The following is a 19383-nucleotide window of genomic DNA, read 5'->3' on the forward strand; positions in this document are numbered from 1 at the left end:
CGCCTTGTCGGCCAACTCAACCAGCTTGGCTACCAAGTCTCGCTCCAATCGGTGGAGGTGGCCTGACCTGCAGAAACAGTGGATTTTCGTATCAGTGGGTGCTGCTGGGGGTCCGGCCGCGGAGCACGGCCAGCAGGCTGTTCGCCGAGACCACCGCCCAGACCCCCTCCAGCAGCAGGAACCCCCACTGCGAGGTGAGCCCGGCGAGCACCGCGAGGATGGCGGAGCCGCAGAGGTTGAGCAGCAGGTAGCCGCGGGAGTGCGCGCTGATCCGGCCCCACTGGGCGAGCGCGAACGGAACGAGGATCAGAATCGATCCGATGACCTGCACGACCTGCTCCATACCGGCGTCCTCCTGACGGGTGCGTCGTCTTGTCGGTCCGGGTACGGCGCGTCTCGTCCGGTGGCCGCGGGAGGGCGGCAATCCCTCCATTGTGCAGGATCCGCACCGGAAGGCCAGGCCCGCCCGGTGAGCCGTGCGACGCCCTGGTGAACGCGTGTCGTCCGCCAACCGGACTGTGGCCCGGACCACCCTGGGGGCATGAAAGGATCGGGTCGAGGGTCCGCAGCAGGGCCCGATGGAGCCCGGCCGGGTCGGCGCCGCCGAGGGCGCCGGGTGCCCGGACCGCTGATGAAGGAGCACCGTTGGGTACGTTGCGCTGGCTGACGGCGGGGGAGTCGCACGGTCCCGCACTGGTTGCCACTCTGGAGGGCCTGCCCGCCGGCGTGCCCGTGACCACGGCCGCGGTGGCCGAGGCGCTGGCCCGCCGCCGGCTCGGCTACGGCCGCGGCGCGCGGATGAAGTTCGAGCAGGACGAGGTGACCTTCCTCGGCGGCGTCCGGCACGGCGAGTCGCTGGGCAGCCCGGTGGCGGTCATGGTCGGCAACACCGAGTGGCCCAAGTGGGATCAGGTGATGTCGGCTGATCCGGTCGACCCGGAGATCCTGGCCGGCCTGGCCCGCAACGAGGCGCTGACCCGTCCCCGCCCCGGCCACGCCGACCTGGCGGGCATGCAGAAGTACTCGCTGGACGAGGCCCGGCCGATCCTGGAGCGCGCCAGCGCCCGGGAGACCGCCGCCCGGGTGGCCCTCGGCACCGTCGCCCGCTCCTTCCTCAAGGAGACCTGCGGCATCGAGATCGTCTCGCACGTGGTCGAGCTGGGCGCCGCCAAGGCCCCGGCCGGCGTGCTGCCCAAGCCCGCCGACGAGGCCCGGCTGGACGAGGACCCGGTGCGCTGCCTGGACGCCGAGGCCTCGGCCGCGATGGTCGCCGAGATCGACCAGGCGCACAAGGACGGCGACACCCTCGGCGGTGTGGTCGAGGTGCTGGCCTACGGCGTGCCGGTGGGCCTGGGCTCGCACGTGCACTGGGACCGCCGGCTGGACGCCCGGCTGGCCGCCGCGCTGATGGGCATCCAGGCGATCAAGGGCGTCGAGGTCGGTGACGGCTTCGAGCTGGCCCGGATCCCCGGCTCGCAGGCGCACGACGAGATCGTCCCGACCGAGGACGGCGTCAAGCGGGTCTCCGGCCGCTCCGGCGGCACCGAGGGCGGCCTGTCCACCGGCGAACTGCTGCGGGTGCGCGCCGCGATGAAGCCGATCGCCACCGTGCCGCGGGCGCTGCGCACCATCGACGTGCGCACCGGCGAGCCGGCCAAGGCGCACCACCAGCGCTCCGACGTCTGCGCCGTGCCGGCCGCCGGCATCGTCGCCGAGGCGATGGTCGCCCTGGTGCTGGCCGACGCCGTGATCGAGAAGTTCGGCGGCGACCACGTCTCCGAGACCCGCCGCAACGTGCAGGGCTACCTCGAGAACCTGGTGGTCCGGTGACCGGACCGGTGGGTCCGCGGCTGGTGCTGGTCGGCCCGCCCGGGTCCGGCAAGAGCACCGTCGGCCGGCTGCTGGCCGAGCGGCTGGGCGTGGAGTTCCGCGACACCGACGCCGACATCGTCGCCACCGCGGGCAAGCCGATCGCCGACATCTTCGTCGACGAGGGCGAGCCGCACTTCCGCGAGCTGGAGAAGCAGGCGGTGGCCGCCGCGCTGGCCGAGCACCCCGGGGTGCTCGCGCTGGGCGGCGGCGCGGTGCTGGCCGAGTCCACCCGTGCGCTGCTGAAGGACCGCAAGGTGGCCTACCTGGAGGTGGCGCTCGCCGATGCGGTCAGGCGGGTCGGCCTGGACGCGCCCCGCCCGCTGCTCGCGGTCAACCCGCGCCAGCAGTGGCGGGAGCTGATGGAGCGCCGGCGACCGCTCTACCTGGAGGTGGCCGCCGCCGTGATCAGTACCGAGGACCGCACGCCCGAGCAGGTCGCCGAGGCCGTTCTCGTATCGTTGGAGCTGAAGGAAGCATGAGCGACACCGTCACCATCCACGTCGGCGGCACCGCCGGCACGGACCCGTACGACGTGCTGATCGGCCGTCAACTGCTGGGCGAGCTGGCCGGACTGATCGGCACCCAGGCCCGCCGGGTGGCCATCATCCACCCCGAGGCGCTGGCCGCCACCGGCGAGGCGGTCCGTGAGGACCTGGCCGCCGAGGGCTACGAGGCGATCGCGCTGCAGGTGCCCAACGCCGAGGAGGCGAAGAGCGCCGAGGTGGCCGCCTACTGCTGGTCGGTGCTCGGCCAGACCGGCTTCACCCGCAGCGATGTGATCGTCGGCCTGGGCGGCGGCGCCACCACCGACCTGGCCGGGTTCGTCGCCGCCACCTGGCTGCGCGGGGTGCGCTGGGTCTCCATGCCCACCACGCTGCTCGGCATGGTGGACGCGGCCGTCGGCGGCAAGACCGGCATCAACATCGCCGAGGGCAAGAACATGGTCGGCGCCTTCCACCCGCCGGTGGGCGTGCTGGCCGACCTGGCCACCCTGGAGACCGTGCCCAAGCACGACTACGTCTCCGGCCTGGCCGAGGTGATCAAGTGCGGCTTCATCGCCGACCCGGAGATCCTCACCCTGATCGAGGCCGACCCCGAGGGCGCCACCACCCCGGCCGGCCCGCACACGGTGGAGCTGATCCGCCGGGCGATCCAGGTCAAGGCCGACGTGGTCTCGGACGACCTCAAGGAGTCCGGCCGCCGGGAGATCCTCAACTACGGCCACACCCTGGGCCACGCGATCGAGCGCAACGAGCGGTACAAGTGGCGGCACGGCGCGGCGATCTCCATCGGCATGGTGTTCGCCGCCGAACTCGGCCGGCTCGCCGGGCGGTTGGACGACGCCACGGCCGACCGGCACCGGTCCGTGCTGGCCTCGGTGGGCCTGCCGCTGAGCTACCGGGCGGACGCCTGGCCGAAGCTGCTGGACGCCATGAAGATCGACAAGAAGTCGCGCGGCGACCTGCTGCGCTTCATCGTGCTGGACGGCCTGGGCAAGACCTCCGTGCTGGAGGGCCCCGACCCGTCCCTGCTGGTCGGCGCGTACGCGGAGGTGTCGGAGTGAGCGAGGGCCTGCTGCCCCGGGTGCTGGTGCTGAACGGTCCCAACCTGGGCCGGCTCGGCAGCCGGGAGCCGGACGTCTACGGCTCCACCTCCTACGCCGGCCTGGTCGAGCGCTGTGTCGCGCTCGGCAAGCAGCTGGGCTTCCAGGTGGAGGTCAAGGAGACCAACTCCGAGCAGCAGATGATCGAATGGCTGCACTGGGCGGCCGACGAGCGCACCCCCGTGGTGATCAACCCGGGCGCGTTCACGCACTACTCGTACGCGATGCGGGACGCCGCCTCGCAGCGCACCGCGCCGCTGATCGAGGTGCACATCTCCAACCCGCACGCCCGCGAGGAGTTCCGGCACACCTCGGTGATCTCGGGGATCGCCTCCGGGACCATCGCCGGGTTCGGCATCGGCTCCTACGAGCTCGCCCTGCGGGCCCTCGCGGAGCGGTTGACCGGCGGTTGAGCACGGGTGGTGTCCCGGTGGCGGGCTCGTCCAGCCACCGGGACGCCGTGTAGTGTCCACACCGGGAGGTGTGTTGTCGTGACGCAGCAGTACGGCGGGGGAGTGCCCCCGCGCCCCGCTGCTCCGCCGCTGGTGCCCTCGGTGCCCAGCGGCGCGCCCTCGGCCTCCGTCGGCCCGCCGTCCCCGCCGCCCGCCGGGCCGCCGCGCCGGCAGCTGCTGGCCGCGCCCACCGTGGCCGTGCCGCCCGGCAGCACCGGCCACTTCGTGCTCCCGACCGGGGCGCCGGTGCAGCTGCCCACCGCCGGCCCGGCGCGGCCGACCGGCCCGCTGGCCGTGCTGCTGATCGGCCCGGCCGGCGCGGGCAAGACCACGGTGGCGCGGCACTGGGCCGAGCGCCGCTCCGTGCCCACCGCGCACATCAGCCTGGACGACGTCCGCGAGTGGGTGCAGTCCGGCTTCGCCAACCCGCAGTCCGGCTGGAACAACGACACCGAGGCCCAGTACCGGCTGGCCCGCCGCACCTGCGGCTTCGCCTGCCGCAACTACCTGGCCAACGGCATCTCCTGCATCATCGACGACGCCGTCTTCCCCGACCGCCCGGCGATCGGCCTGGGTGGCTGGAAGCGGCACATCGGCCCCGGCATGATCCCGGTGGTGCTGCTGCCCGGCCTGGACACCGTGCTGACCCGCAACGCCCGGCGCTCCGGCAACCGGCGACTGAGCGACGAGCAGGTGGCGCTGATCCACGGGCGGATGGCGGGCTGGTACAACTCCGGCCTGCCGATCATCGACAACACCCAGCTGGACGTGGCCGAGACCGCCGATGCGCTGGACCGGATGATCTCCGCCCGGCTGGCCGGCCGCCCGGTCCGCTGACGTCTCCTGAGGAAGCACTGCCCGCATGCCCGAAGGCCACATCCTGCACCGCCTCGCCAACGAACACCGACGGCTGTTCGGCGGACACCCGGTCGCCGTCTCCAGCCCGCAGGGCCGGTTCGCGGACGGCGCCAAGCTGCTCGACGGCCAGGTGCTGGAGCGGGCCGAGGCCGACGGCAAGCACCTCTTCCTCGGCTTTCCGGCCGGCTGGCTGCACATCCACCTCGGCCTCTACGGCGGCTACACCTTCGGCGCCTCCCCCGCCCCCGACCCGGTCGGCCTGATCCGGCTGCGGCTGGAGGGCGAGGAGCACTACGCCGACCTGCGCGGGCCCAACACCTGCGAACTGCTCACGCCCGCCGAGAAGGACGCGGTGCACGCCCGCCTCGGCCCCGACCCGCTGCGCGCCGACGCCGACCCGGACCGTGCCTGGGACCGGATCTCGCGCAGCCGCACCACCGTGGCCGCGCTGCTGATGGACCAGAAGGTGCTGGCGGGGGTCGGCAACGTCTACCGCGCCGAGGTGCTGTTCCGGCACGGGATCGACCCGCACCGGGCGGGGCGCGAGCTGCGCCGTGCCGAATGGCTCGGCATCTGGGAGGACTTGGCGGCCCTGATGGCGGAGGGCGCCGCCATCGGCCGGATCGACACCGTGCGCCCCGAACACACCCCGGAGGCGATGGGACGGCCGCCGCGCGTCGACGACCACGGCGGCGAGGTCTACGTCTACCGGCGCGCCGGGCAGGGGTGCCTGGTCTGCGGTACCGAGGTGCGCACGGAGGAGCATGCGGCGCGGAACCTGTTCTGGTGCCCGCGCTGCCAGCGGCGCTGAGGGCGGCTCGGGCGGCAGCCGCGGAGTTCGGGGGGCGTTCAGGGCCCCGAGGGGCGCCGGTTGCGTCGGCGCCCCTCGGTCACTGTCGTGCCGGTCACTGCCGTGCCGGTGTCGGTCACTGCGAACAGATCGCCCTGACGGTCACCCAGATCTCGCCGTCGCCCGTGGTGCCGCTGGCCACGATGCCCTCAGGCGAGCAACCCTGCGGGACCTTGTAGTCCGCGGCCGCGTGGGCGCCGTCCAGCGAGCCGGCGATCCCGGTGACATAGATCTCGTAGCCGGACGAGGCCACCGTCAGCTGCCCCCGGGCCGCCGCGGCGGCGGCCGCCGAGGCCGGGGCCGCGAGCGCGACGCCGGTCAGCAGGGCCGCCGCGACCGTGGCCAGGGCGGTCTTCGCGAGCTTTCCCTCCATGCAATCCTCCCGATCTGTTTCCTTGCGGCACAAGGTAGTTGGGCCGCATGCGAGGAAATCTAAAGGGGCGGGTTCGCGCTCCGCAACAGCGGCTGCACTATGTGCAACCGCCCCGGGATCCGCTCAGCGCTCGCTGATCCCGGTGAGGCGGCCGCGCGCGAGGACCGGGGCGTCGATGCCGGCCAGCAGGCGGCGGGGGCGGACCTTGGGCAGCGCCGCGCGGTCCGGCAGGCTCGCGCCCAGGGCGTAGAGCTCGAAGACGTAGCGGTGCGGGCCGTGGCCCTTCAGCGGTTCGGCGCCGTAGTAGCCGCGACTGAGCACCGAGCGCAGCAGGGTCACGCCCGGGGTGGCGGCCTGCTTGCCGAGGGCGCCGGTGGGCAGCTCGCGCACGGTCTCGTCGATGACCGCCAGGCAGTGGACGGCCGGGTGCGAGCCGAGCGGGACGTCGATGTCCTCGACCACCAGCAGCAGTTCGGCGGTGCCGGCGGGCGGGGCGCTCCAGGCGAGCTGCGGGGAGAGGTTCTGGCCGCCGACCCGGCGGCCGCTGTGGCGGGTTCCGAGGGTGCCGTGGTCGGCGAAGTCCTCGCTGGTGAGCGTCAGGGTCTCCGGGCCGGCCAGGTTGGCCCGGTTCCAGGCCTGGTTCCGCTCGTCGGGGCGGCGGTTGCGCAGAAGCGTGCCGAGCACGGCCATCAGGACTCCTCCCGGGAGTTCAGCTCGGTGAAGATGCGGGTGAGCGCCGCGAGGTCGTGGCCGTCGAGCTCCTCGAAGCCGCTGGGCGGCGCGGTGAGGATGCGCTGGGCGGCGGCGGCGGTCGCCCGGCCGCGCTCGGTGAGGTGGACGACCTTGCGGCGCTTGTCCTCCGGGTGCCCCTCGCGGCGCACCAGCCCCCGCCGCTCCAGGCGGTCGATGGCCACGGTGACGGCGGAGGGGTCGACGGCGGCCGCCTGCGCGATCTCACGCATCGTCATGGGCGCCCGGGCGAGGTTGATCAGCTGCTCCGCGTTGCCCGGCCCGAGGTCCAGCTCGCGGCGGAGGGTCCGGCGGCGGTCCTGGGCGGTGATGAAGGCGTGCACGGCGGCCCAGGCCTGGGCGTGGCTCGGGGTGGGGGTGCTGGTCACAGAAAAGATTGTTGCATATCAACTACTTCTTTTCGCCGATGAGTCCGCGCGGCGGCGGTCGTCCACCCTGTGAAAGCCGACACCCGACTCTGGGAGACCGCAGATGTCCAGCACCACCACCAGCACCGCCGCCGTTGCCGCTCCGTCCAGCAAGGCCGTCGTCCGCACCGTCTGGACGCTGCGGATCCTGCTCGCGCTCTTCTTCGCCTTCGCCAGCGCCCTGCCCAAGCTGCTCGCGCTCTCCTCGGCGACCGTGGTCTTCGACGCGATCGGGGCGGGCCACTGGTTCATGTACCTCACGGGCGCGATCGAGCTGGCCGGCGCGGTCGGCCTGCTCCTGCGCCGGCTGGCCGGGCCGGCCGCGACGGCGCTGATCGTCTTCCTGGTCTTCGCCTTCCTCACCCAGCTGACCGCGATGCACGGCGAGAACGCCGGGACCCCGTTCTTCTTCATGGTCCCGCTCGCCGTGATCGCCTGGAACCGCCGCGCCGAGACGCTGGAGTGGATCGGCCGTCGGGCCTGAGGGCGTGTCGGAGGCGGTCGGTACGGTCTTACGCCGGAGGATGGGTGACGGACAGACCGCAGGAGGAGCCGTGCTGATCTACTCGATGGGCGCTTCGGTGGACGGCTTCATCGCCGACCGCGCGGGCGGGTTCAACTGGTCGGCCCCGGACGACGAACTCTTCGCCTTCCACCTCGCCCGGGTGAGCGAGTTGGGCGCTCACCTGTGCGGGCGCCGGCTGTACGAGACGATGCTGGTCTGGGAGACCGACCCGTCGCTGCGCGAGACCGACCTGGGCGCGGCGTTCGCCGACGTCTGGTCGGCGCTGCCGAAGATCGTCTTCAGCCGCAGCCTGAAGACCGTCGAGGGCAATGCGCGGCTCGCGCAGGGCTCGGTGGCGGAGGAGGTCGCGGCGGCGCTCGCCGGGACGGACAAGGACGTCGAGATCGGCGGCGCCGGGCTGGCCGGCCAGGCGTTCGAGCTCGGTCTGGTGGACGACCTGCGGATCTTCCGCGCCCCGATCGTGGTCGGGGGCGGCACGCCGCTGCTGCCGCCGGTGCGGGAGGCGGTGCGGCTGGAGCTGCTGGAGAGCCGGGTGTTCATGTCGCGGGTGGTGTACGAACGGTACGGAGTCGCGCGGGTGTGAGCTCACCGCCCGGCTCGCAGGGCCTCGGTGAACCAGGCGAACACCGGTGTCAGGGTCGGCGGGACGGGCCAGCCGTTGATGACGGCCAGCAGCTGCCAATAGCGTTCCGTGCGCGGGTCGTTGCCGACCTCCAGACGGGTCAGCAGCCAGCGGCGCAGGTCCGCGTCGTCGGCGCGGCCGAAGACCTGGGCGTAGCGGGCGGTGAGGGTGTCGACGACGGGCGCCGCCTCGGCGGAGGTGGGGGAGATGCCGGCCGCAAGGGCCTGGCCGACCTGTTCGCGGACCGCCTCGGTGAGCTCGTGGTGCAGGCCGGTGGTGTCGCCCTGGGCGCGTTCGGCTGCCTGGTGCTCGGCCATCCGGCGCACCGCGGAGCGGAAGTCCGGGTCCTGGGTGAGTTCGGCGAGTTCCACCCAGGCCTCGACCTGGTCGGGGGCCGGGTCGTCCGGCAGGTCGGGCATGGCGGAGCGCATCATGGCCACGAGGTCGGGATTGGCGTCCAGGCCGCCGAAGGTGTCGTCGATGAAGTCGTTGACGAGGCGTCGGCGCGCGTCGTCGGAGAGTTTCGCGAGCTTGTGCATGAGGTCCATCTCCTCGGGGGTGGAGCCCCGCTCGGCCACCGCTCGAAGGACCGCGCGACGCAGGCGCAGGGTGCGGATCTGCACGTCCAGGGCGTCGGCGTGCGCTGCCGCGACCTCGGGAACCGTGACCTCCCGGTCGAGCACCCGCCGGATGACGGCGAGGTCGACTCCCAGGTCACGCAGGGTCCGCACGAGGTCCAGGCGCGCGAGCGCGCGGAGGTCGTAGAGCCGGTAGCCGGCCGGGCTGCGGTCGGTCGACGGCACGATTCCGGCGTCGGAGTAGAACCGGATGGTCTTCACCGTCAGCCCGGTCCGCCGGGCCAGCGCTCCGATCGTGTAAAGCGTGTCGTCCTCCATGCCCCCACCCTGGTGTCTCCCCCCACTGGAGACTCAAGGCCAATCCTCTCCGACGTCACAGCGGCGGCGCGATAACCGGTTGCGGTTCGGCAGCCGCTTCGCGACCTTTGCCGGGTGACCCCACTGGACGACGAACTGATCGAGCTGCGCCGGGAGATCCACCGCCGCCCCGAGCTCGCCGGCGAGGAGCGGGAGACGGCCGGCCTGGTCGCGGAGCACCTGCGCGCGGCAGGGCTCGAGGTGACGACCGGGGTCGGCGGGCACGGCGTCATCGCGGTGCTCGACGGTTCCGCGGACGGCCCGACCGTGGCGTACCGGGCGGACCTGGACGCCGTCGACGCGCGGGTGAACGTCCTGCCCTGCCCGCGGTCGGGCACGGTGTTCGACGAGGGCTTCACCTCGCGCGTTCCCGGCGTCGCGCACCTGTGCGGGCACGACCTGCACACCGCGATCGGCGTCGGCGTGGCACGGGCGCTGGCGCAGGGCCCCGGGCCGGTGCGCGGCCGGGTGGTGTTCGTCTTCCAGCCGGCCGAGGAACCGCTGCAGGGCGCGCGGGCGATGCTGGACACCGGCCTGGTGCAGGGGCTCGCGCCGCGCGAGTTCTACGCACTGCACTGCGCCCCGTTCCCCGTCGGCACCATCGCGGTCTCGCCGGGATACGGCCTGCCCGGGCTCGACCTCGTCCGGGTCGTGCTGCCGAGCGGGGACGGCGCGGCGCTCTCCGCGTTCCTGGCCGAGGTCGCGCGGCTCGGCACCGTCGGGTTCCCGCAGAGCGTCGCCGAGTACCACGCGGGTTTCCAGGCGCTGCTGGATCCCGGCAGTGCCGCGACGGCGCAGGAGTCCGTGTGCGTGGCCCACTGGACCGAGCAGACGCCCGACGGACGGCCCGTCGCCAACGTCATGCTGCGGGTCTGGCCCCAGGAGCGGAATCCGGAGCTGCGCGCGCGGGTCGAGCGGCTCGCGGCGGCCGCGGGCGGCTACGTCGAGTTCCCGAAGGATCCGTTCCCCGCCCTGGTGAACTCGGCGGAGCTCAGCACCGCGGCCGGCCGCTACCTGAGCGCAGCGCTCGGGCCTGACTCCGTCCTCTGGACCCGGGCGTCGTGGCCGTTCAACTGCGAGGATTTCGCGCTCTTCCTCGACGAGGCGCCGGGCGCGCAGTTCTACCTCGGCGTGGCGGACGCCGAGACGGGGATGAACGGCGCGCCGCACACCCTGGACTTCGCCGCCGACGAACGGGCGATCGGCCACGGCGTGCGCGCGATGGCCGGGCTGCTCACCGACCGGCTGGCAGCCGGGTCGGCGGCAGGCGACGGCCGCGCACTGCGGCAGGGGCGGCACGGGCGGCGACCGCGTGGGGGCCGCTGACGTCCTGGTCGGTGAGCTATGCGGCAACGGGTGAGCCGGTGGGTGTCGGCTGCACGGCCGCCGACCGCATCCTCGCCAACCGCCTTAGGCACGACCGGCGTTGGACCTCTCCGGCGCCCGTCATCGCAGCTCCCAGGATCAGCCAGCCCGCCGGGCCCGCCGCGAAGACCGCGCCCGTCAACAACAGCGGCCCGGCTGCCCGCTGGATCGCCTGGGACATGCCCGCCACGCCCAGGTACGAGGCGCGCGCCTCCACCGGGGCGAGGCTGACCGCCAGCTCCCACGAACTCACCGACCGCAGCAGCTCCGCCACCGTGGTGAGCATCGCGGCGGCGATCATCGCGAGGGCGGCGCTCAACGCCCCGCCGCCCGTGGCCGACGCGAGCACCGCACCGCACGCCAGCATCGTCGCGCCGTTGAGCGCCACCGCCCTCGCCGCCCGACTCGGCGTGGCGGCCCAGGCGGAGAACCGCAGCTGCAGGACCACCACCATCACCGTGTTGATCACCATGAACCCCGGCACGATCACCGTCGGCGCATGCGTGTGGTGGACCAGCCAGAGCGGGAGTCCGACATTGAGCACCGAGTCGTCCAGGCTCATCAGGATGTCCAGGGCGGCGAAGAGCAGGTAGCCGCCGTCGCGCCAGGGGCTCTCTCCGGTGCCGGAAGCAGCGGCCGACTCCGGCCCGCCCCGGACCACCTCCTCGCGCGCCGTGGTGCGGACCAGCAGCGCCGCCCCCACGTACGACACCCCATTGGCCACGATCAGGGTCTGGTACGCCCCCACCGTCCCGATCGCCAGCCCGATCGCCGCGAGCCCCGCGCCCACCGCGTAGCCCGCGTTCGCGATCGTACGGAACAGCGCCTGGTAGACGGTCCGTTGCTCGCCCGCGACGCGCGTGGCGAAGAGCATCTCCAGGGTCTTCGCAGCCCGGTCGCCGAGGCTGGTCAGGGCTACCAGCGGCAGCAGCTCCGCGAAGCCGTGGCAGACCAGCAGGAGCAGCATCGCCACCAGCCGCAGCAGGTGGCAGGCGATCAGCAGCGGTCGCACGGAGATCCGCGCGGCCAGCGACCCGGCAACGGGTGAGCCGATCACCCCCGCCACCGCGGCCACGCCGATCAGCAGGCCGACCTGGCGGGCGTCGAGGTGGGCGACGAAGGTGAAGTAGAGCACCGAGATGCCCCACCACATGCCGGTCCCCGTCCGGTCCAGGGCCTGGGCCGTCAGCATCCGCCGGGCGTCCCGGCCGCCCGGCGGTCGGCGGAGCTGGGCCAGCAGCCCCTGGTCGTCGTGGCGCATCGGTGCCCCCCGTTCGCATCGTTCACGGAGTAGCCTGGCCGACAAAAATCTTGATGTCAAGATACTTCATGTCGAGACAGAGTCGAGCGCCGTGCCGTGCCTAGTCGAGGCCGCCGACCAGGATGAGTGCCGAGAGCGCCACCGCTCCCCAGCCGCCGAGCCGGGCGGCCCGCCGCGCCGCCGCCGGATCGCCGGCCAGCGGACGGCGGCTGCGCGCTCCCAGCAGGAAGCAGACGCCGCCGAGGACGAACCACGGGCCCCAGAGGAACGTGTACCAGCGGCTCACCGTGCGCAGGTCGTCGGCGATCGTGAGCGCGCCGGTCGCCACCAGCACCCCGTGGGCGATGAAGAGCAGGCCGTGCCAGACCAGCAGGACCCCCGCACCCCAGGCGAGGAACCGCAGTGCCGACTCGCCGCGCTGCGGCCAGGGCCGCCGCCTGGCCAGGGCGAGGCCGAGCAGGGCGCCGACCACCTTGAGCACGCCGGTGGCCCAGAGCGCCGCGATGATTCCGGGATCGTGCCGCTGCGCCGCCTCGACCAGGGCGGGGGCGACCGTGGACGAGGCCCCGGCCGTGCCGCCCAGGGCCCGGACGAAGCTGGGCACGGCGAAGGAGAGGCCCCAGGCGGCCACGGCGAAGCCCGGCCAGCGTGAGAGGGGGCGCGAAGGGTGCTGATCCGTCGTCATGGTCCCGATACTGGCCGAGCGGGGAAACCCCGGGTGCCCCGGGTGCCGGGGCCCCGCTAGCGTGCGCCACATGGTCCGAAGCACCCCGCCCCGCCCCGTGGACGTCGAGGCGGTCTTCCCCGAGCTCGCGCCCTTCCGCCGGACCGCCGTGCGGCTGCACCCGCGTGCCGGCCGACCGACCTGCCGCCAGAGCTCGGTGGGCGGCCCGCTGCTCTGGCCGGCGGACGAGCCCTGGCCCCGGTGCCCCGAGCACGCCGGGGTGGCGATGGTGCCGGTGGTCCAGCTGCGCGCGCCGGACGCGCTGGGCGTGGTGCCGTTCCCCGCGGGCTGCGACCTGCTGCAGGTGCTCTGGTGCGCGCTGGAGCACGGGAGCTGGGTGGTGCCGTTGGTCCGCTGGCGGGCGCAGGACGAGGTGGCGGCGGTGCGGGAGGCGCTGATGCCACCGCGGGCGGCCCGGCGCGGCAGTGTGCCGAGGCCCTGCGTGCTGCACCCCGAAACGGTGTCGGAGTATCCGAGTTGGGACCTGCCGCAGAACCTCTGGGATGCGCTGGAGGAGCGGTTCGAGCAGCTGGAGCGCCAGACGGGCTGGGATTACCAGTACCACCTCTCCACCGCCCCGGGCGTGAAGCTGGCCGGCTACCCCGGCTGGTCGCAGGACCCGCGGTGGCCCGACTGCGCCGGCTGCGGCGCGCTGATGGAGCACCTGCTGACGGTCGAGAGCTGCGAGGAGCACGACGCGCGGCGGGCGTGGACACCGCTGGAGGATCGCGAAGACCGCATCGCGGGGCCGGAGTTGTGCCTCGGCGACCTCGGCGGGGTGTACCTCTTCGAGTGCCGCCGCTGCCCCGGGCGCCCGGCCGTGCACCGCTACGACTCCTGAGCGAAGGGGAGGAGCGGGCGCTGAGGGTGGCGCCCACCGGCTCCGGCTACGCGGCCGTCCTGGGCGCCAGGAGGCTTTCGAGGATCTTTCGGGCCTTGTCGCCGGCCCTGGGGTCGTCGATCAGCACGGCGGTGTTGGCGGCGGCCAGGACCGCCGCGAGCTGGAAGGTGGCCACCTCGACGTCGGTGTCGGGGATCTGGCCCTGGTCCACCGCGGACTGGAACTCGCCGGCGATCAGCGCCAGCCAGTCCTGGTGCTTGCGCAGCAGCGAGTCGCGCACCGGGCCGGGGCGGCTGTCGAAGTCGGCGAGGTTGGCGACCCAGAAGCAGCCGCCGGGGAAGAGCGGGGTGCAGATGTACTCGATCCACCGCTCGGTGATCGCGCGCAGCCGGTCGGCGCCGGGGGCCGCGGCGGTGGTGGGGCGGACCACGGCGTCCAGGAAGGCCTCGTGGGCGGCGGCGACGGCGGCGAGCTGCAGCCGCTCCTTGGTGCCGAACAGGGTGGCGATGCCGCTCTTGCTGAGCTGCAGGTCGGTGGCCAGCCGGCCGATGCTGAGGCCGCTGAGCCCCTCGAGTGAGGCGACGTCAGCGGCGTGGCGGGCGATGGCCTGTCGGGCTCTGGCTCCGCGCAGCAGCCGCTGGTCGGAGGGGACGGGGGCGGTTTCAAGCTCGCTCATGCGTCCCATCCTGCCATGCCACGGATGGCATATACGAACGATCGTACAGTAAAATTTGCGGCCCGGAACGGGCGGCGCGAGCACCGTGCGAGCGCTGCGGGGAGGCTGCGGGGAGTGCTGCGGCGAGTGCTGTGCGGGCGCCGTGCCGACGCTAGCCCGCGCGACCCTCGATCACCTTGCGGACCAGCGTCAGCAACTGCTCCCGCTCCGCCGGATCGAGCGGCGCGAGCAGTTCCTCGTTGGCCTGGTCGGACCGCTCGCGCAGCCGGAAGAGCAGGTCGGCGCCGGCCGGGGTGAGGGCGATGGCGTTCTTCCGGGCGTCGCGCGGGTCGCGGCCGCGCACCACCAGTTCGCTGGCCTGGAGGTCGTTGAGGATGCCCACGATGTCCTTGGGGTCGATCCGCACGGTGCGCGAGAGGTCGGCCTGGGCCAGCGGGCCGAACTCGGCGACGGCGCAGAGCACGGCGTGGTGGCCGAGCCTGCTGCCCTCCTCGGCCATCGCCTCGGCGACCAGCCGGTGGCCGAGGGCACCGGCGCGGCCGAGTAGCCAGCTGGGGAGGGTCTGCAGGCGGGTGAAGGGCGCGTCGGTCATGCCGACATCGTACTGAAGCCATTGGGAGCTCCAATGATTTCTGCTATCGTTGGCATCACCAACGAACCAGGGGGACGCAACCATGCGCAAGATCCGTTTCCACCGCCACGGCGGCGCCGAGGTGCTGCAGCTCGACGAGGTCGCGGTGCCGGAGCCCGCGCCGGGCACCGTGCAGGTCCGGGTGGAGGCAGCCGGGGTGAGCCTGATGCTGCTCAAGCTGCTGCACCCCGACGGCGGGGCCGCGCTGCCCGGCTCGCCCGGCGGCGGCTTCGTCGGGCGGATCACGGCGCTCGGCGAGGGCGTGACGGAGTACCGGCTCGGCGAGCGCGTCGGCGGCATCGCGGCCGACGCCTACGCGGACTGCCTGACGGCGCATCCGGCCGCCATCAGCGCCGTCCCCGAGGAAGTCGACGCGGCCGACGCCCTGGGCATCGTCCACGGCGGCCTGGTGGCGCTCGCGGCGCTGAAGGTCGGCGGGTTCGACTCCGGCGACCAGGTGCTGATCACCAACGCGGCCGGCGGCGTCGGCCACCTGATGGTGCAGCTGGCCAGGGCGCTCGGCGCGAGCCGGGTGGTGGCGGCGGTCGGCGATCCGGCGGCCAAGGGGGAGTTCCTGCGCGGCTGCGGCGCCGACGAGGTGATCGCGTACGCAGCCGGCACCGCCCCCGTCGACCTGGTGCTCGAAGCCGCCGGCGGCACCGTGCTGCCCTGGGCGCTCGGCACCCTGCGCCCGATGGGCCGGCTGGTCACCATGGCCGGCTACGGCGGCACGCTGGACGCCGGCGCGGTGCTCGGCTCGATGGCGACCGTGACCGGCCTGTCGATGGGTCAGCTCGCCCGCCACCGCCCCGCGCTGGTCGCCGAGGTGCGGGCCGAGCTCTGGCGCCTGCTCGCCGAGGGCCGGCTGAAGCCCGCCTCCGTGGAGTACCCGCTGGAGCGGGCCGCCGAGGCCGCCGCCCTGCTGGCCGGCCGCGCCAACCTGGGCAAGGTGGTCCTGCGGGTCGGCTGACTCACCGCCCCACCGCCGCCAGGTACAGCCCGACCCGCTCCCGGTGCCACCAGTTCCCGCTCGCCCGCCGCTCGGCCGGCGTGGTGAACCGGTAGCGGTAGAGCACCGCCCGGACCTGGCGCGGCGGCTCCCCGGGGAACGGGTTGTCGCGCAGCAGCCGCAGCGTGCCGGGGTCGCCCGCGAGCAGCCGGTCGACCAGGGCCGGGAGCCACGGCCGGGCGTAGGAGGGCGAGAGCGCGGCGAACCACATCAGCCAGTCCAGCCGCAGGTGGTAGGGAGCGTACTGGCGCGGGCGCCGGCGCAGCGCCCCCGGTTTGCCGCGGAAGCCGTACTCCCGCCAGACCGCGCCGGCCCCCGGCTCGGCCTCCGCCGTGCCCTCCAGCACCACCTCGAAGCGCACCCGGCTGATGCTGCCGAAGGCGCCGTAGGAGTTGACCAGGTGCAGCCGGTCGAAGGAGTAGTTCATCAGCTGCCCCCGGGAGAGCAGGTTGCCGGCCGGCCGCCGGCTGAGCACCAGCACCACCGCCGTGAAGGCCAGCACCACCGCCTCGAACCAGAGCGGCGCGCCCGCCCGCGGGTGCGGCCCGCCGGGCAGCCGCAGCGCGCCGAAGGCCAGCGCGATGGTCAGCCAGTTCAGCCAGGCGAAGTTTCCGGAGGCGACCAGCCAGAGCTGGGTCGCCACCATCCCGGCCGCCGCCACCGAGGCCACCGGCTGCGGCGCGAAGAGCAGCACCGGCAGGCCCAGCTGCGCCAGGTGGTTGGCGGCCACCTCGACCCGGTGCAGCGGCATCGGCAGGTGGTGGAAGTACCAGCTGAACGGCCCGGGCATCGGCTGGGTCTCGTGGTGGTACCGCAGGCAGCTCAGGTCCCGCCAGCAGCGGTCGCCGCGCAGCTTGATCAGCCCGGCCCCGAACTCGACCCGGAAGAGCAGCCAGCGCACCAGCAGCAGCACCGGCCAGGGCGGCGCCACCGAGGCGTTGCCCAGGAAGACGGCCAGCGTGCCGGCCTCCAGCAGCAGCGACTCCCAGCCGAAGGAGTACCAGGTCTGCCCGACGTTGGCGATCGACAGGTAGAGCGCCCAGAGCACCGCCCAGAGCAGCATCGAGCCCCAGAGCGGCACGGCGTCCGCCAGGCCGGCGCAGAGCCCGGCGGCCAGCGCCGCCCCGGTCCAGGCCACGCCCGCGAAGAGCCGGTCGGAGTAGCGCCACTGGAAGAGCGAGGGCGCCTCCCGCCACCCGGCGCGCCGCAGGTAGCGGGGGATCGGCAGCAGCCCGCGCGCCCCCAGCAAGGGCCGGAACTGCCGGGCCGCCGCCAGGAAGCCGACCAGGTAGACGGCGGCCAGCAGGCGCAGTAGCACCAGCCGGCTGAGCGCGTACTCGGGCGCAGTGAACCACTCCACCCGTCCATCCCACCACCGCGCACCACGCCCGGCGTACTGGAACGCGCAGGAGGCCGCCGCGCTCCCTAGGCTGGCGGACATGTCTGATGCGCACGCGGCCCGCCGGGAGCGGCTGCTGGAGCACTGCAGTGCGGGCGGGGCCGACGCGGCGCTGATCACCAGCCCGGTCAACGTCCGGTACCTGAGCGGCTGCGCCCCCTGCGGCGCCAGCCTGCTGGTGACCAGGGAGCGGGCGCTGCTGGTGCTCCCCGCCGACTTGCCGCCCGACGACTCCGGCGAGCACCCCTACCCCGCCGACCTGCCGACCCGCAGCGCCGCCCACCCCGACCAGGACACCGCGGAGCTGGCCGCCGAGGCGGCGGCCGAGTTCGGCGCGGCCGACCTGGCCGTGGAGGAGCACGACCTGACGGTCAGTCGGTACCGGGCGATCGGCGAGCGCGGCGGGCCCCGGCTGCGCGGGCTGGGCCCGGTGGTGGAGCGGCTGCGGGTGGTCAAGGACGAGCAGGAGATCGCCGACCTGCGGATCGCCGCCGAGATCGGCGACCAGGCGCTCGGCGAGCTGCTGGAGTCGATCCTGGTCGGCCGCACCGAGCGGCACCTGGCGATGGAGCTGGAGCGCCGGATGGTGGACCACGGCGCGGACCGGGCCGCCTTCCCGGTCGCGGTCGGCACCGGCGGCCACTCCGGGCGGGCTGGCCACCACCCCACCGACCGCAGGGTCGAGGAGGGCGACTTCCTGACCGTCTCGCTGGGCGCGCAGTACCGCGGCTACACCGTCCGCTCCACCCGCACCTTCGTGATCGGCGCGGCCCCGGCCGGCTGGCAGGTGGAGCTGCACCGGCTGGTCTTCGAGGCCCAGCGGGCCGCCCGGGAGGCGCTGGCGCCGGGGGTGGAGTGCGCCGCGCCCGACCGCGCGGCGCGGGAGCTGCTGGCCGCGGCGGGCTACCGCGAGGAGCCGCCCAGGCCGTTCGGACACGGTGTCGGACTCGAGACCCGGGAGGCGCCGCAGCTGGGCCCCGGCGAGACGGGTAAACTGGACAACCGCGTGCCGGTCACCGTCGGCCCAGGGGTTCACCTCCCGGGCCGGGGCGGGGTCCGGATCGAGGACACGCTCGTCGTGCGCCCTGTTGCCGAGGGCGGGCCCGAGCTGCTCACCATCACCACCAAGGAGCTCCTCGCCCTGTGACCCGCCGGGACTTCCGGCGGACAGGCCCGCATTCCTTGGTTCCTTGACAGCTATATGCAGGAGTTAGTGCGCCCGTGGCTTCCACGAACGATCTCAAGAACGGCATGGTCCTCAACCTCGACAACGGCCTCTGGTCCGTGGTCGAGTTCCAGCACGTGAAGCCGGGCAAGGGCCCCGCCTTCGTGCGCACCAAGCTCAAGCACGTGCTGAGCGGCAAGGTCGTCGACAAGACGTTCAACGCGGGCACCAAGGTCGAGACCGCCAACGTCGACAAGCGCGGCATGCAGTTCTCGTACAAGGACGGCGAGCAGTTCGTCTTCATGGACACCGACACCTACGAGCAGACCTTCATCGGTCCCGAGGTCGTCGGCGACGCCGCCAAGTACCTGCTCGAGGGCTTCGAGGCCCTGGTCGCCGTGCACGATGGCGCCCCGCTCTACATCGAGCTGCCGGCCTCGGTCGAGCTGGTCATCTCCCACACCGAGCCGGGCCTGCAGGGCGACCGCTCCACCGGCGGCTCCAAGCCGGCCACCCTGGAGACCGGCGCCGAGATCCAGGTGCCGCTCTTCATCACCACCGGTGAGAAGATCAAGGTCGACACCCGCGACGGCAGCTACCTCGGCCGGGTGAACAAGTAACCGTGGCGTCCGCACGCACCAAGGCGCGTACGCACGCCTTCCAGATCCTCTTCGAGGCCGACCACCGGGACGTCGACCCGCTGGGCGTGCTCGCCGACTGGGTGGCCCGCGGCCGGGAGGCCAAGCCGGGTGACGGTATCCCGCAGGTCGCCGAGTACACCATGCTGCTGGTCGAGGGCTATGTGCAGCACGCCCGCCGGATCGACGAGCTGATCGCGGCCTACGCGGTCGGCTGGACCCTTGACCGGATGCCGCTGGTGGACCGCAACGTCCTGCGGCTCGGGGCCTACGAGCTGATCTGGGAGGACGGCGTGCCGGACGCGGTCGTCCTGGACGAGGCCGTGGAGATCGCCAAGGAGTTCTCCACCGACGACTCGCCCGGCTTCGTGAACGGGCTGCTGGCACGCTTCCAGGAGAACAAGGCGTCGATCCGCCGCTGAGCAG

At 73.5% G+C, this 19383-nt stretch carries 24 protein-coding genes and 1 riboswitch; of the genes, 14 read left to right on the forward strand and 10 right to left on the reverse strand.

The features are described from left to right. Nucleotides 1–91 precede the first annotated feature (91 nt). On the reverse strand, nucleotides 92–343 hold the full coding sequence (locus ACFYNO_RS08805; RefSeq protein ID WP_388007598.1) for a hypothetical protein: 252 nt from the start codon (nucleotides 341–343) through the stop codon (nucleotides 92–94). An 18-nt stretch (nucleotides 344–361) separates the two neighbouring features. Beyond that, nucleotides 362–427: riboswitch (guanidine-III (ykkC-III) riboswitch) on the reverse strand. Between the two features lie 218 nt (nucleotides 428–645). On the opposite strand from ACFYNO_RS08805, the gene aroC reads away from it, so the two are divergent. The 6 genes from aroC to ACFYNO_RS08835 all read left to right on the forward strand — a co-directional run bounded on the left by aroC (nucleotide 646) and on the right by ACFYNO_RS08835 (nucleotide 5596). Continuing rightward, complete coding sequence (gene aroC / locus ACFYNO_RS08810; protein WP_388007601.1) at nucleotides 646–1830, forward strand: chorismate synthase; 1185 nt, start codon at nucleotides 646–648, stop codon at nucleotides 1828–1830. Then, on the forward strand, nucleotides 1827–2351 hold the full coding sequence (locus ACFYNO_RS08815) for a shikimate kinase (protein ID WP_388007604.1): 525 nt from the start codon (nucleotides 1827–1829) through the stop codon (nucleotides 2349–2351). Before aroC ends, ACFYNO_RS08815 begins: the two co-directional genes overlap by 4 nt. After that, a complete protein-coding gene (gene aroB, locus ACFYNO_RS08820; RefSeq protein WP_388007607.1) occupies nucleotides 2348–3436 on the forward strand; it encodes a 3-dehydroquinate synthase in 1089 nt (362 codons plus the stop codon). The genes ACFYNO_RS08815 and aroB overlap by 4 nt, the downstream gene beginning before the upstream one ends. A gap of 8 nt (nucleotides 3437–3444) precedes the next feature. After that, on the forward strand, nucleotides 3445–3888 hold the full coding sequence (gene aroQ, locus ACFYNO_RS08825) for a type II 3-dehydroquinate dehydratase (RefSeq protein WP_388008354.1): 444 nt from the start codon (nucleotides 3445–3447) through the stop codon (nucleotides 3886–3888). Between the two features lie 78 nt (nucleotides 3889–3966). Beyond that, entirely contained in the window at nucleotides 3967–4764 is a 798-nt protein-coding gene (locus ACFYNO_RS08830) for an AAA family ATPase (RefSeq protein ID WP_388007610.1), read from the forward strand. 25 nt (nucleotides 4765–4789) lie between these two features. Continuing rightward, a complete protein-coding gene (locus tag ACFYNO_RS08835; RefSeq protein WP_388007613.1) occupies nucleotides 4790–5596 on the forward strand; it encodes an Fpg/Nei family DNA glycosylase in 807 nt (268 codons plus the stop codon). A gap of 115 nt (nucleotides 5597–5711) precedes the next feature. Here the strand turns inward: ACFYNO_RS08835 and ACFYNO_RS08840 are convergent, their stop codons facing one another. The 3 genes from ACFYNO_RS08840 to ACFYNO_RS08850 form a co-directional block, all read right to left on the reverse strand. After that, on the reverse strand, nucleotides 5712–6008 hold the full coding sequence (locus ACFYNO_RS08840) for a hypothetical protein (RefSeq protein WP_388007616.1): 297 nt from the start codon (nucleotides 6006–6008) through the stop codon (nucleotides 5712–5714). Nucleotides 6009–6131: 123 nt separating this feature from the next. Further along, nucleotides 6132–6698, reverse strand: a complete 567-nt coding sequence (locus ACFYNO_RS08845) for a YbhB/YbcL family Raf kinase inhibitor-like protein (RefSeq protein ID WP_388007619.1) — start codon at nucleotides 6696–6698, stop codon at nucleotides 6132–6134. Continuing rightward, the gene (locus ACFYNO_RS08850) at nucleotides 6698–7126 is read right to left on the reverse strand and encodes a MarR family winged helix-turn-helix transcriptional regulator (protein ID WP_388007622.1); all 429 of its coding nucleotides are present in this window, start codon (nucleotides 7124–7126) and stop codon (nucleotides 6698–6700) included. Before ACFYNO_RS08850 ends, ACFYNO_RS08845 begins: the two co-directional genes overlap by 1 nt. 103 nt (nucleotides 7127–7229) lie before the next feature. On the opposite strand from ACFYNO_RS08850, the gene ACFYNO_RS08855 reads away from it, so the two are divergent. Beyond that, nucleotides 7230–7649, forward strand: a complete 420-nt coding sequence (locus ACFYNO_RS08855; RefSeq protein WP_388007625.1) for a DoxX family protein — start codon at nucleotides 7230–7232, stop codon at nucleotides 7647–7649. A 70-nt stretch (nucleotides 7650–7719) separates the two neighbouring features. After that, nucleotides 7720–8274: a dihydrofolate reductase family protein gene (locus ACFYNO_RS08860; protein WP_388007628.1), complete on the forward strand. Its 555-nt coding sequence runs from the start codon at nucleotides 7720–7722 to the stop codon at nucleotides 8272–8274. 2 nt (nucleotides 8275–8276) lie between these two features. On the opposite strand, the gene ACFYNO_RS08865 is transcribed toward ACFYNO_RS08860, so the two are convergent. Continuing rightward, nucleotides 8277–9209, reverse strand: a complete 933-nt coding sequence (locus ACFYNO_RS08865) for a MerR family transcriptional regulator (RefSeq protein ID WP_388007631.1) — start codon at nucleotides 9207–9209, stop codon at nucleotides 8277–8279. A 114-nt stretch (nucleotides 9210–9323) separates the two neighbouring features. On the opposite strand from ACFYNO_RS08865, the gene ACFYNO_RS08870 reads away from it, so the two are divergent. Further along, complete coding sequence (locus ACFYNO_RS08870; RefSeq protein WP_388007634.1) at nucleotides 9324–10574, forward strand: M20 family metallopeptidase; 1251 nt, start codon at nucleotides 9324–9326, stop codon at nucleotides 10572–10574. Between the two features lie 16 nt (nucleotides 10575–10590). Here ACFYNO_RS08870 and ACFYNO_RS08875 read toward each other — a convergent pair whose 3' ends face one another. Further along, nucleotides 10591–11874, reverse strand: a complete 1284-nt coding sequence (locus ACFYNO_RS08875) for an MFS transporter (RefSeq protein ID WP_388007637.1) — start codon at nucleotides 11872–11874, stop codon at nucleotides 10591–10593. A gap of 100 nt (nucleotides 11875–11974) precedes the next feature. Then, nucleotides 11975–12559 carry a DUF3995 domain-containing protein gene (locus ACFYNO_RS08880; protein WP_388007640.1) on the reverse strand — a complete coding sequence of 195 codons (585 nt, stop codon included), beginning with the start codon at nucleotides 12557–12559 and terminating at the stop codon, nucleotides 11975–11977. A 70-nt stretch (nucleotides 12560–12629) separates the two neighbouring features. Here ACFYNO_RS08880 and ACFYNO_RS08885 point away from each other — a divergent pair, with 70 nt between their 5' ends. Beyond that, the gene (locus ACFYNO_RS08885; RefSeq protein ID WP_388007643.1) at nucleotides 12630–13439 is read left to right on the forward strand and encodes a DUF1963 domain-containing protein; all 810 of its coding nucleotides are present in this window, start codon (nucleotides 12630–12632) and stop codon (nucleotides 13437–13439) included. A gap of 46 nt (nucleotides 13440–13485) precedes the next feature. Here the strand turns inward: ACFYNO_RS08885 and ACFYNO_RS08890 are convergent, their stop codons facing one another. Both ACFYNO_RS08890 and ACFYNO_RS08895 read right to left on the reverse strand, forming a co-directional pair. Next, entirely contained in the window at nucleotides 13486–14115 is a 630-nt protein-coding gene (locus tag ACFYNO_RS08890) for a TetR/AcrR family transcriptional regulator (RefSeq protein WP_388007645.1), read from the reverse strand. Between the two features lie 151 nt (nucleotides 14116–14266). Beyond that, a complete protein-coding gene (locus tag ACFYNO_RS08895; protein ID WP_388007647.1) occupies nucleotides 14267–14707 on the reverse strand; it encodes a MarR family winged helix-turn-helix transcriptional regulator in 441 nt (146 codons plus the stop codon). An 82-nt stretch (nucleotides 14708–14789) separates the two neighbouring features. Here ACFYNO_RS08895 and ACFYNO_RS08900 point away from each other — a divergent pair, with 82 nt between their 5' ends. Beyond that, the gene (locus ACFYNO_RS08900; protein WP_388007649.1) at nucleotides 14790–15716 is read left to right on the forward strand and encodes a zinc-binding alcohol dehydrogenase family protein; all 927 of its coding nucleotides are present in this window, start codon (nucleotides 14790–14792) and stop codon (nucleotides 15714–15716) included. A 1-nt stretch (nucleotide 15717) separates the two neighbouring features. Here the strand turns inward: ACFYNO_RS08900 and ACFYNO_RS08905 are convergent, their stop codons facing one another. Further along, the gene (locus ACFYNO_RS08905; protein ID WP_388007652.1) at nucleotides 15718–17115 is read right to left on the reverse strand and encodes a lipase maturation factor family protein; all 1398 of its coding nucleotides are present in this window, start codon (nucleotides 17113–17115) and stop codon (nucleotides 15718–15720) included. Between the two features lie 79 nt (nucleotides 17116–17194). Here ACFYNO_RS08905 and ACFYNO_RS08910 point away from each other — a divergent pair, with 79 nt between their 5' ends. The 3 genes from ACFYNO_RS08910 to nusB all read left to right on the forward strand — a co-directional run bounded on the left by ACFYNO_RS08910 (nucleotide 17195) and on the right by nusB (nucleotide 19379). After that, on the forward strand, nucleotides 17195–18301 hold the full coding sequence (locus tag ACFYNO_RS08910; protein ID WP_388007655.1) for a M24 family metallopeptidase: 1107 nt from the start codon (nucleotides 17195–17197) through the stop codon (nucleotides 18299–18301). Nucleotides 18302–18375: 74 nt separating this feature from the next. Beyond that, the gene (gene efp, locus ACFYNO_RS08915; protein ID WP_388007658.1) at nucleotides 18376–18939 is read left to right on the forward strand and encodes an elongation factor P; all 564 of its coding nucleotides are present in this window, start codon (nucleotides 18376–18378) and stop codon (nucleotides 18937–18939) included. 2 nt (nucleotides 18940–18941) lie between these two features. Next, nucleotides 18942–19379 carry a transcription antitermination factor NusB gene (nusB, locus tag ACFYNO_RS08920; RefSeq protein WP_388007661.1) on the forward strand — a complete coding sequence of 146 codons (438 nt, stop codon included), beginning with the start codon at nucleotides 18942–18944 and terminating at the stop codon, nucleotides 19377–19379. Nucleotides 19380–19383: the final 4 nt, after the last annotated feature.

Source organism: Kitasatospora sp. NPDC006697 (genome assembly GCF_042869935.1).
Lineage (GTDB): Bacteria > Actinomycetota > Actinomycetes > Streptomycetales > Streptomycetaceae > Kitasatospora.

Coding starts and splice junctions, on each gene's coding strand:
- ACFYNO_RS08805 (WP_388007598.1), bottom strand. CDS start 343: ATGGAGCAGGTCGTGCAGGTCATCGGATCGATTCTGATCCTCGTTCCG.
- aroB (WP_388007607.1), top strand. CDS start 2,348: ATGAGCGACACCGTCACCATCCACGTCGGCGGCACCGCCGGCACGGAC.
- ACFYNO_RS08835 (WP_388007613.1), top strand. CDS start 4,790: ATGCCCGAAGGCCACATCCTGCACCGCCTCGCCAACGAACACCGACGG.
- ACFYNO_RS08840 (WP_388007616.1), bottom strand. CDS start 6,008: ATGGAGGGAAAGCTCGCGAAGACCGCCCTGGCCACGGTCGCGGCGGCC.
- ACFYNO_RS08845 (WP_388007619.1), bottom strand. CDS start 6,698: ATGGCCGTGCTCGGCACGCTTCTGCGCAACCGCCGCCCCGACGAGCGG.
- ACFYNO_RS08855 (WP_388007625.1), top strand. CDS start 7,230: ATGTCCAGCACCACCACCAGCACCGCCGCCGTTGCCGCTCCGTCCAGC.
- ACFYNO_RS08865 (WP_388007631.1), bottom strand. CDS start 9,209: ATGGAGGACGACACGCTTTACACGATCGGAGCGCTGGCCCGGCGGACC.
- ACFYNO_RS08875 (WP_388007637.1), bottom strand. CDS start 11,874: ATGCGCCACGACGACCAGGGGCTGCTGGCCCAGCTCCGCCGACCGCCG.
- ACFYNO_RS08880 (WP_388007640.1), bottom strand. CDS start 12,559: ATGACGACGGATCAGCACCCTTCGCGCCCCCTCTCACGCTGGCCGGGC.
- ACFYNO_RS08885 (WP_388007643.1), top strand. CDS start 12,630: ATGGTCCGAAGCACCCCGCCCCGCCCCGTGGACGTCGAGGCGGTCTTC.
- ACFYNO_RS08890 (WP_388007645.1), bottom strand. CDS start 14,115: ATGAGCGAGCTTGAAACCGCCCCCGTCCCCTCCGACCAGCGGCTGCTG.
- ACFYNO_RS08895 (WP_388007647.1), bottom strand. CDS start 14,707: ATGACCGACGCGCCCTTCACCCGCCTGCAGACCCTCCCCAGCTGGCTA.
- ACFYNO_RS08900 (WP_388007649.1), top strand. CDS start 14,790: ATGCGCAAGATCCGTTTCCACCGCCACGGCGGCGCCGAGGTGCTGCAG.
- ACFYNO_RS08910 (WP_388007655.1), top strand. CDS start 17,195: ATGTCTGATGCGCACGCGGCCCGCCGGGAGCGGCTGCTGGAGCACTGC.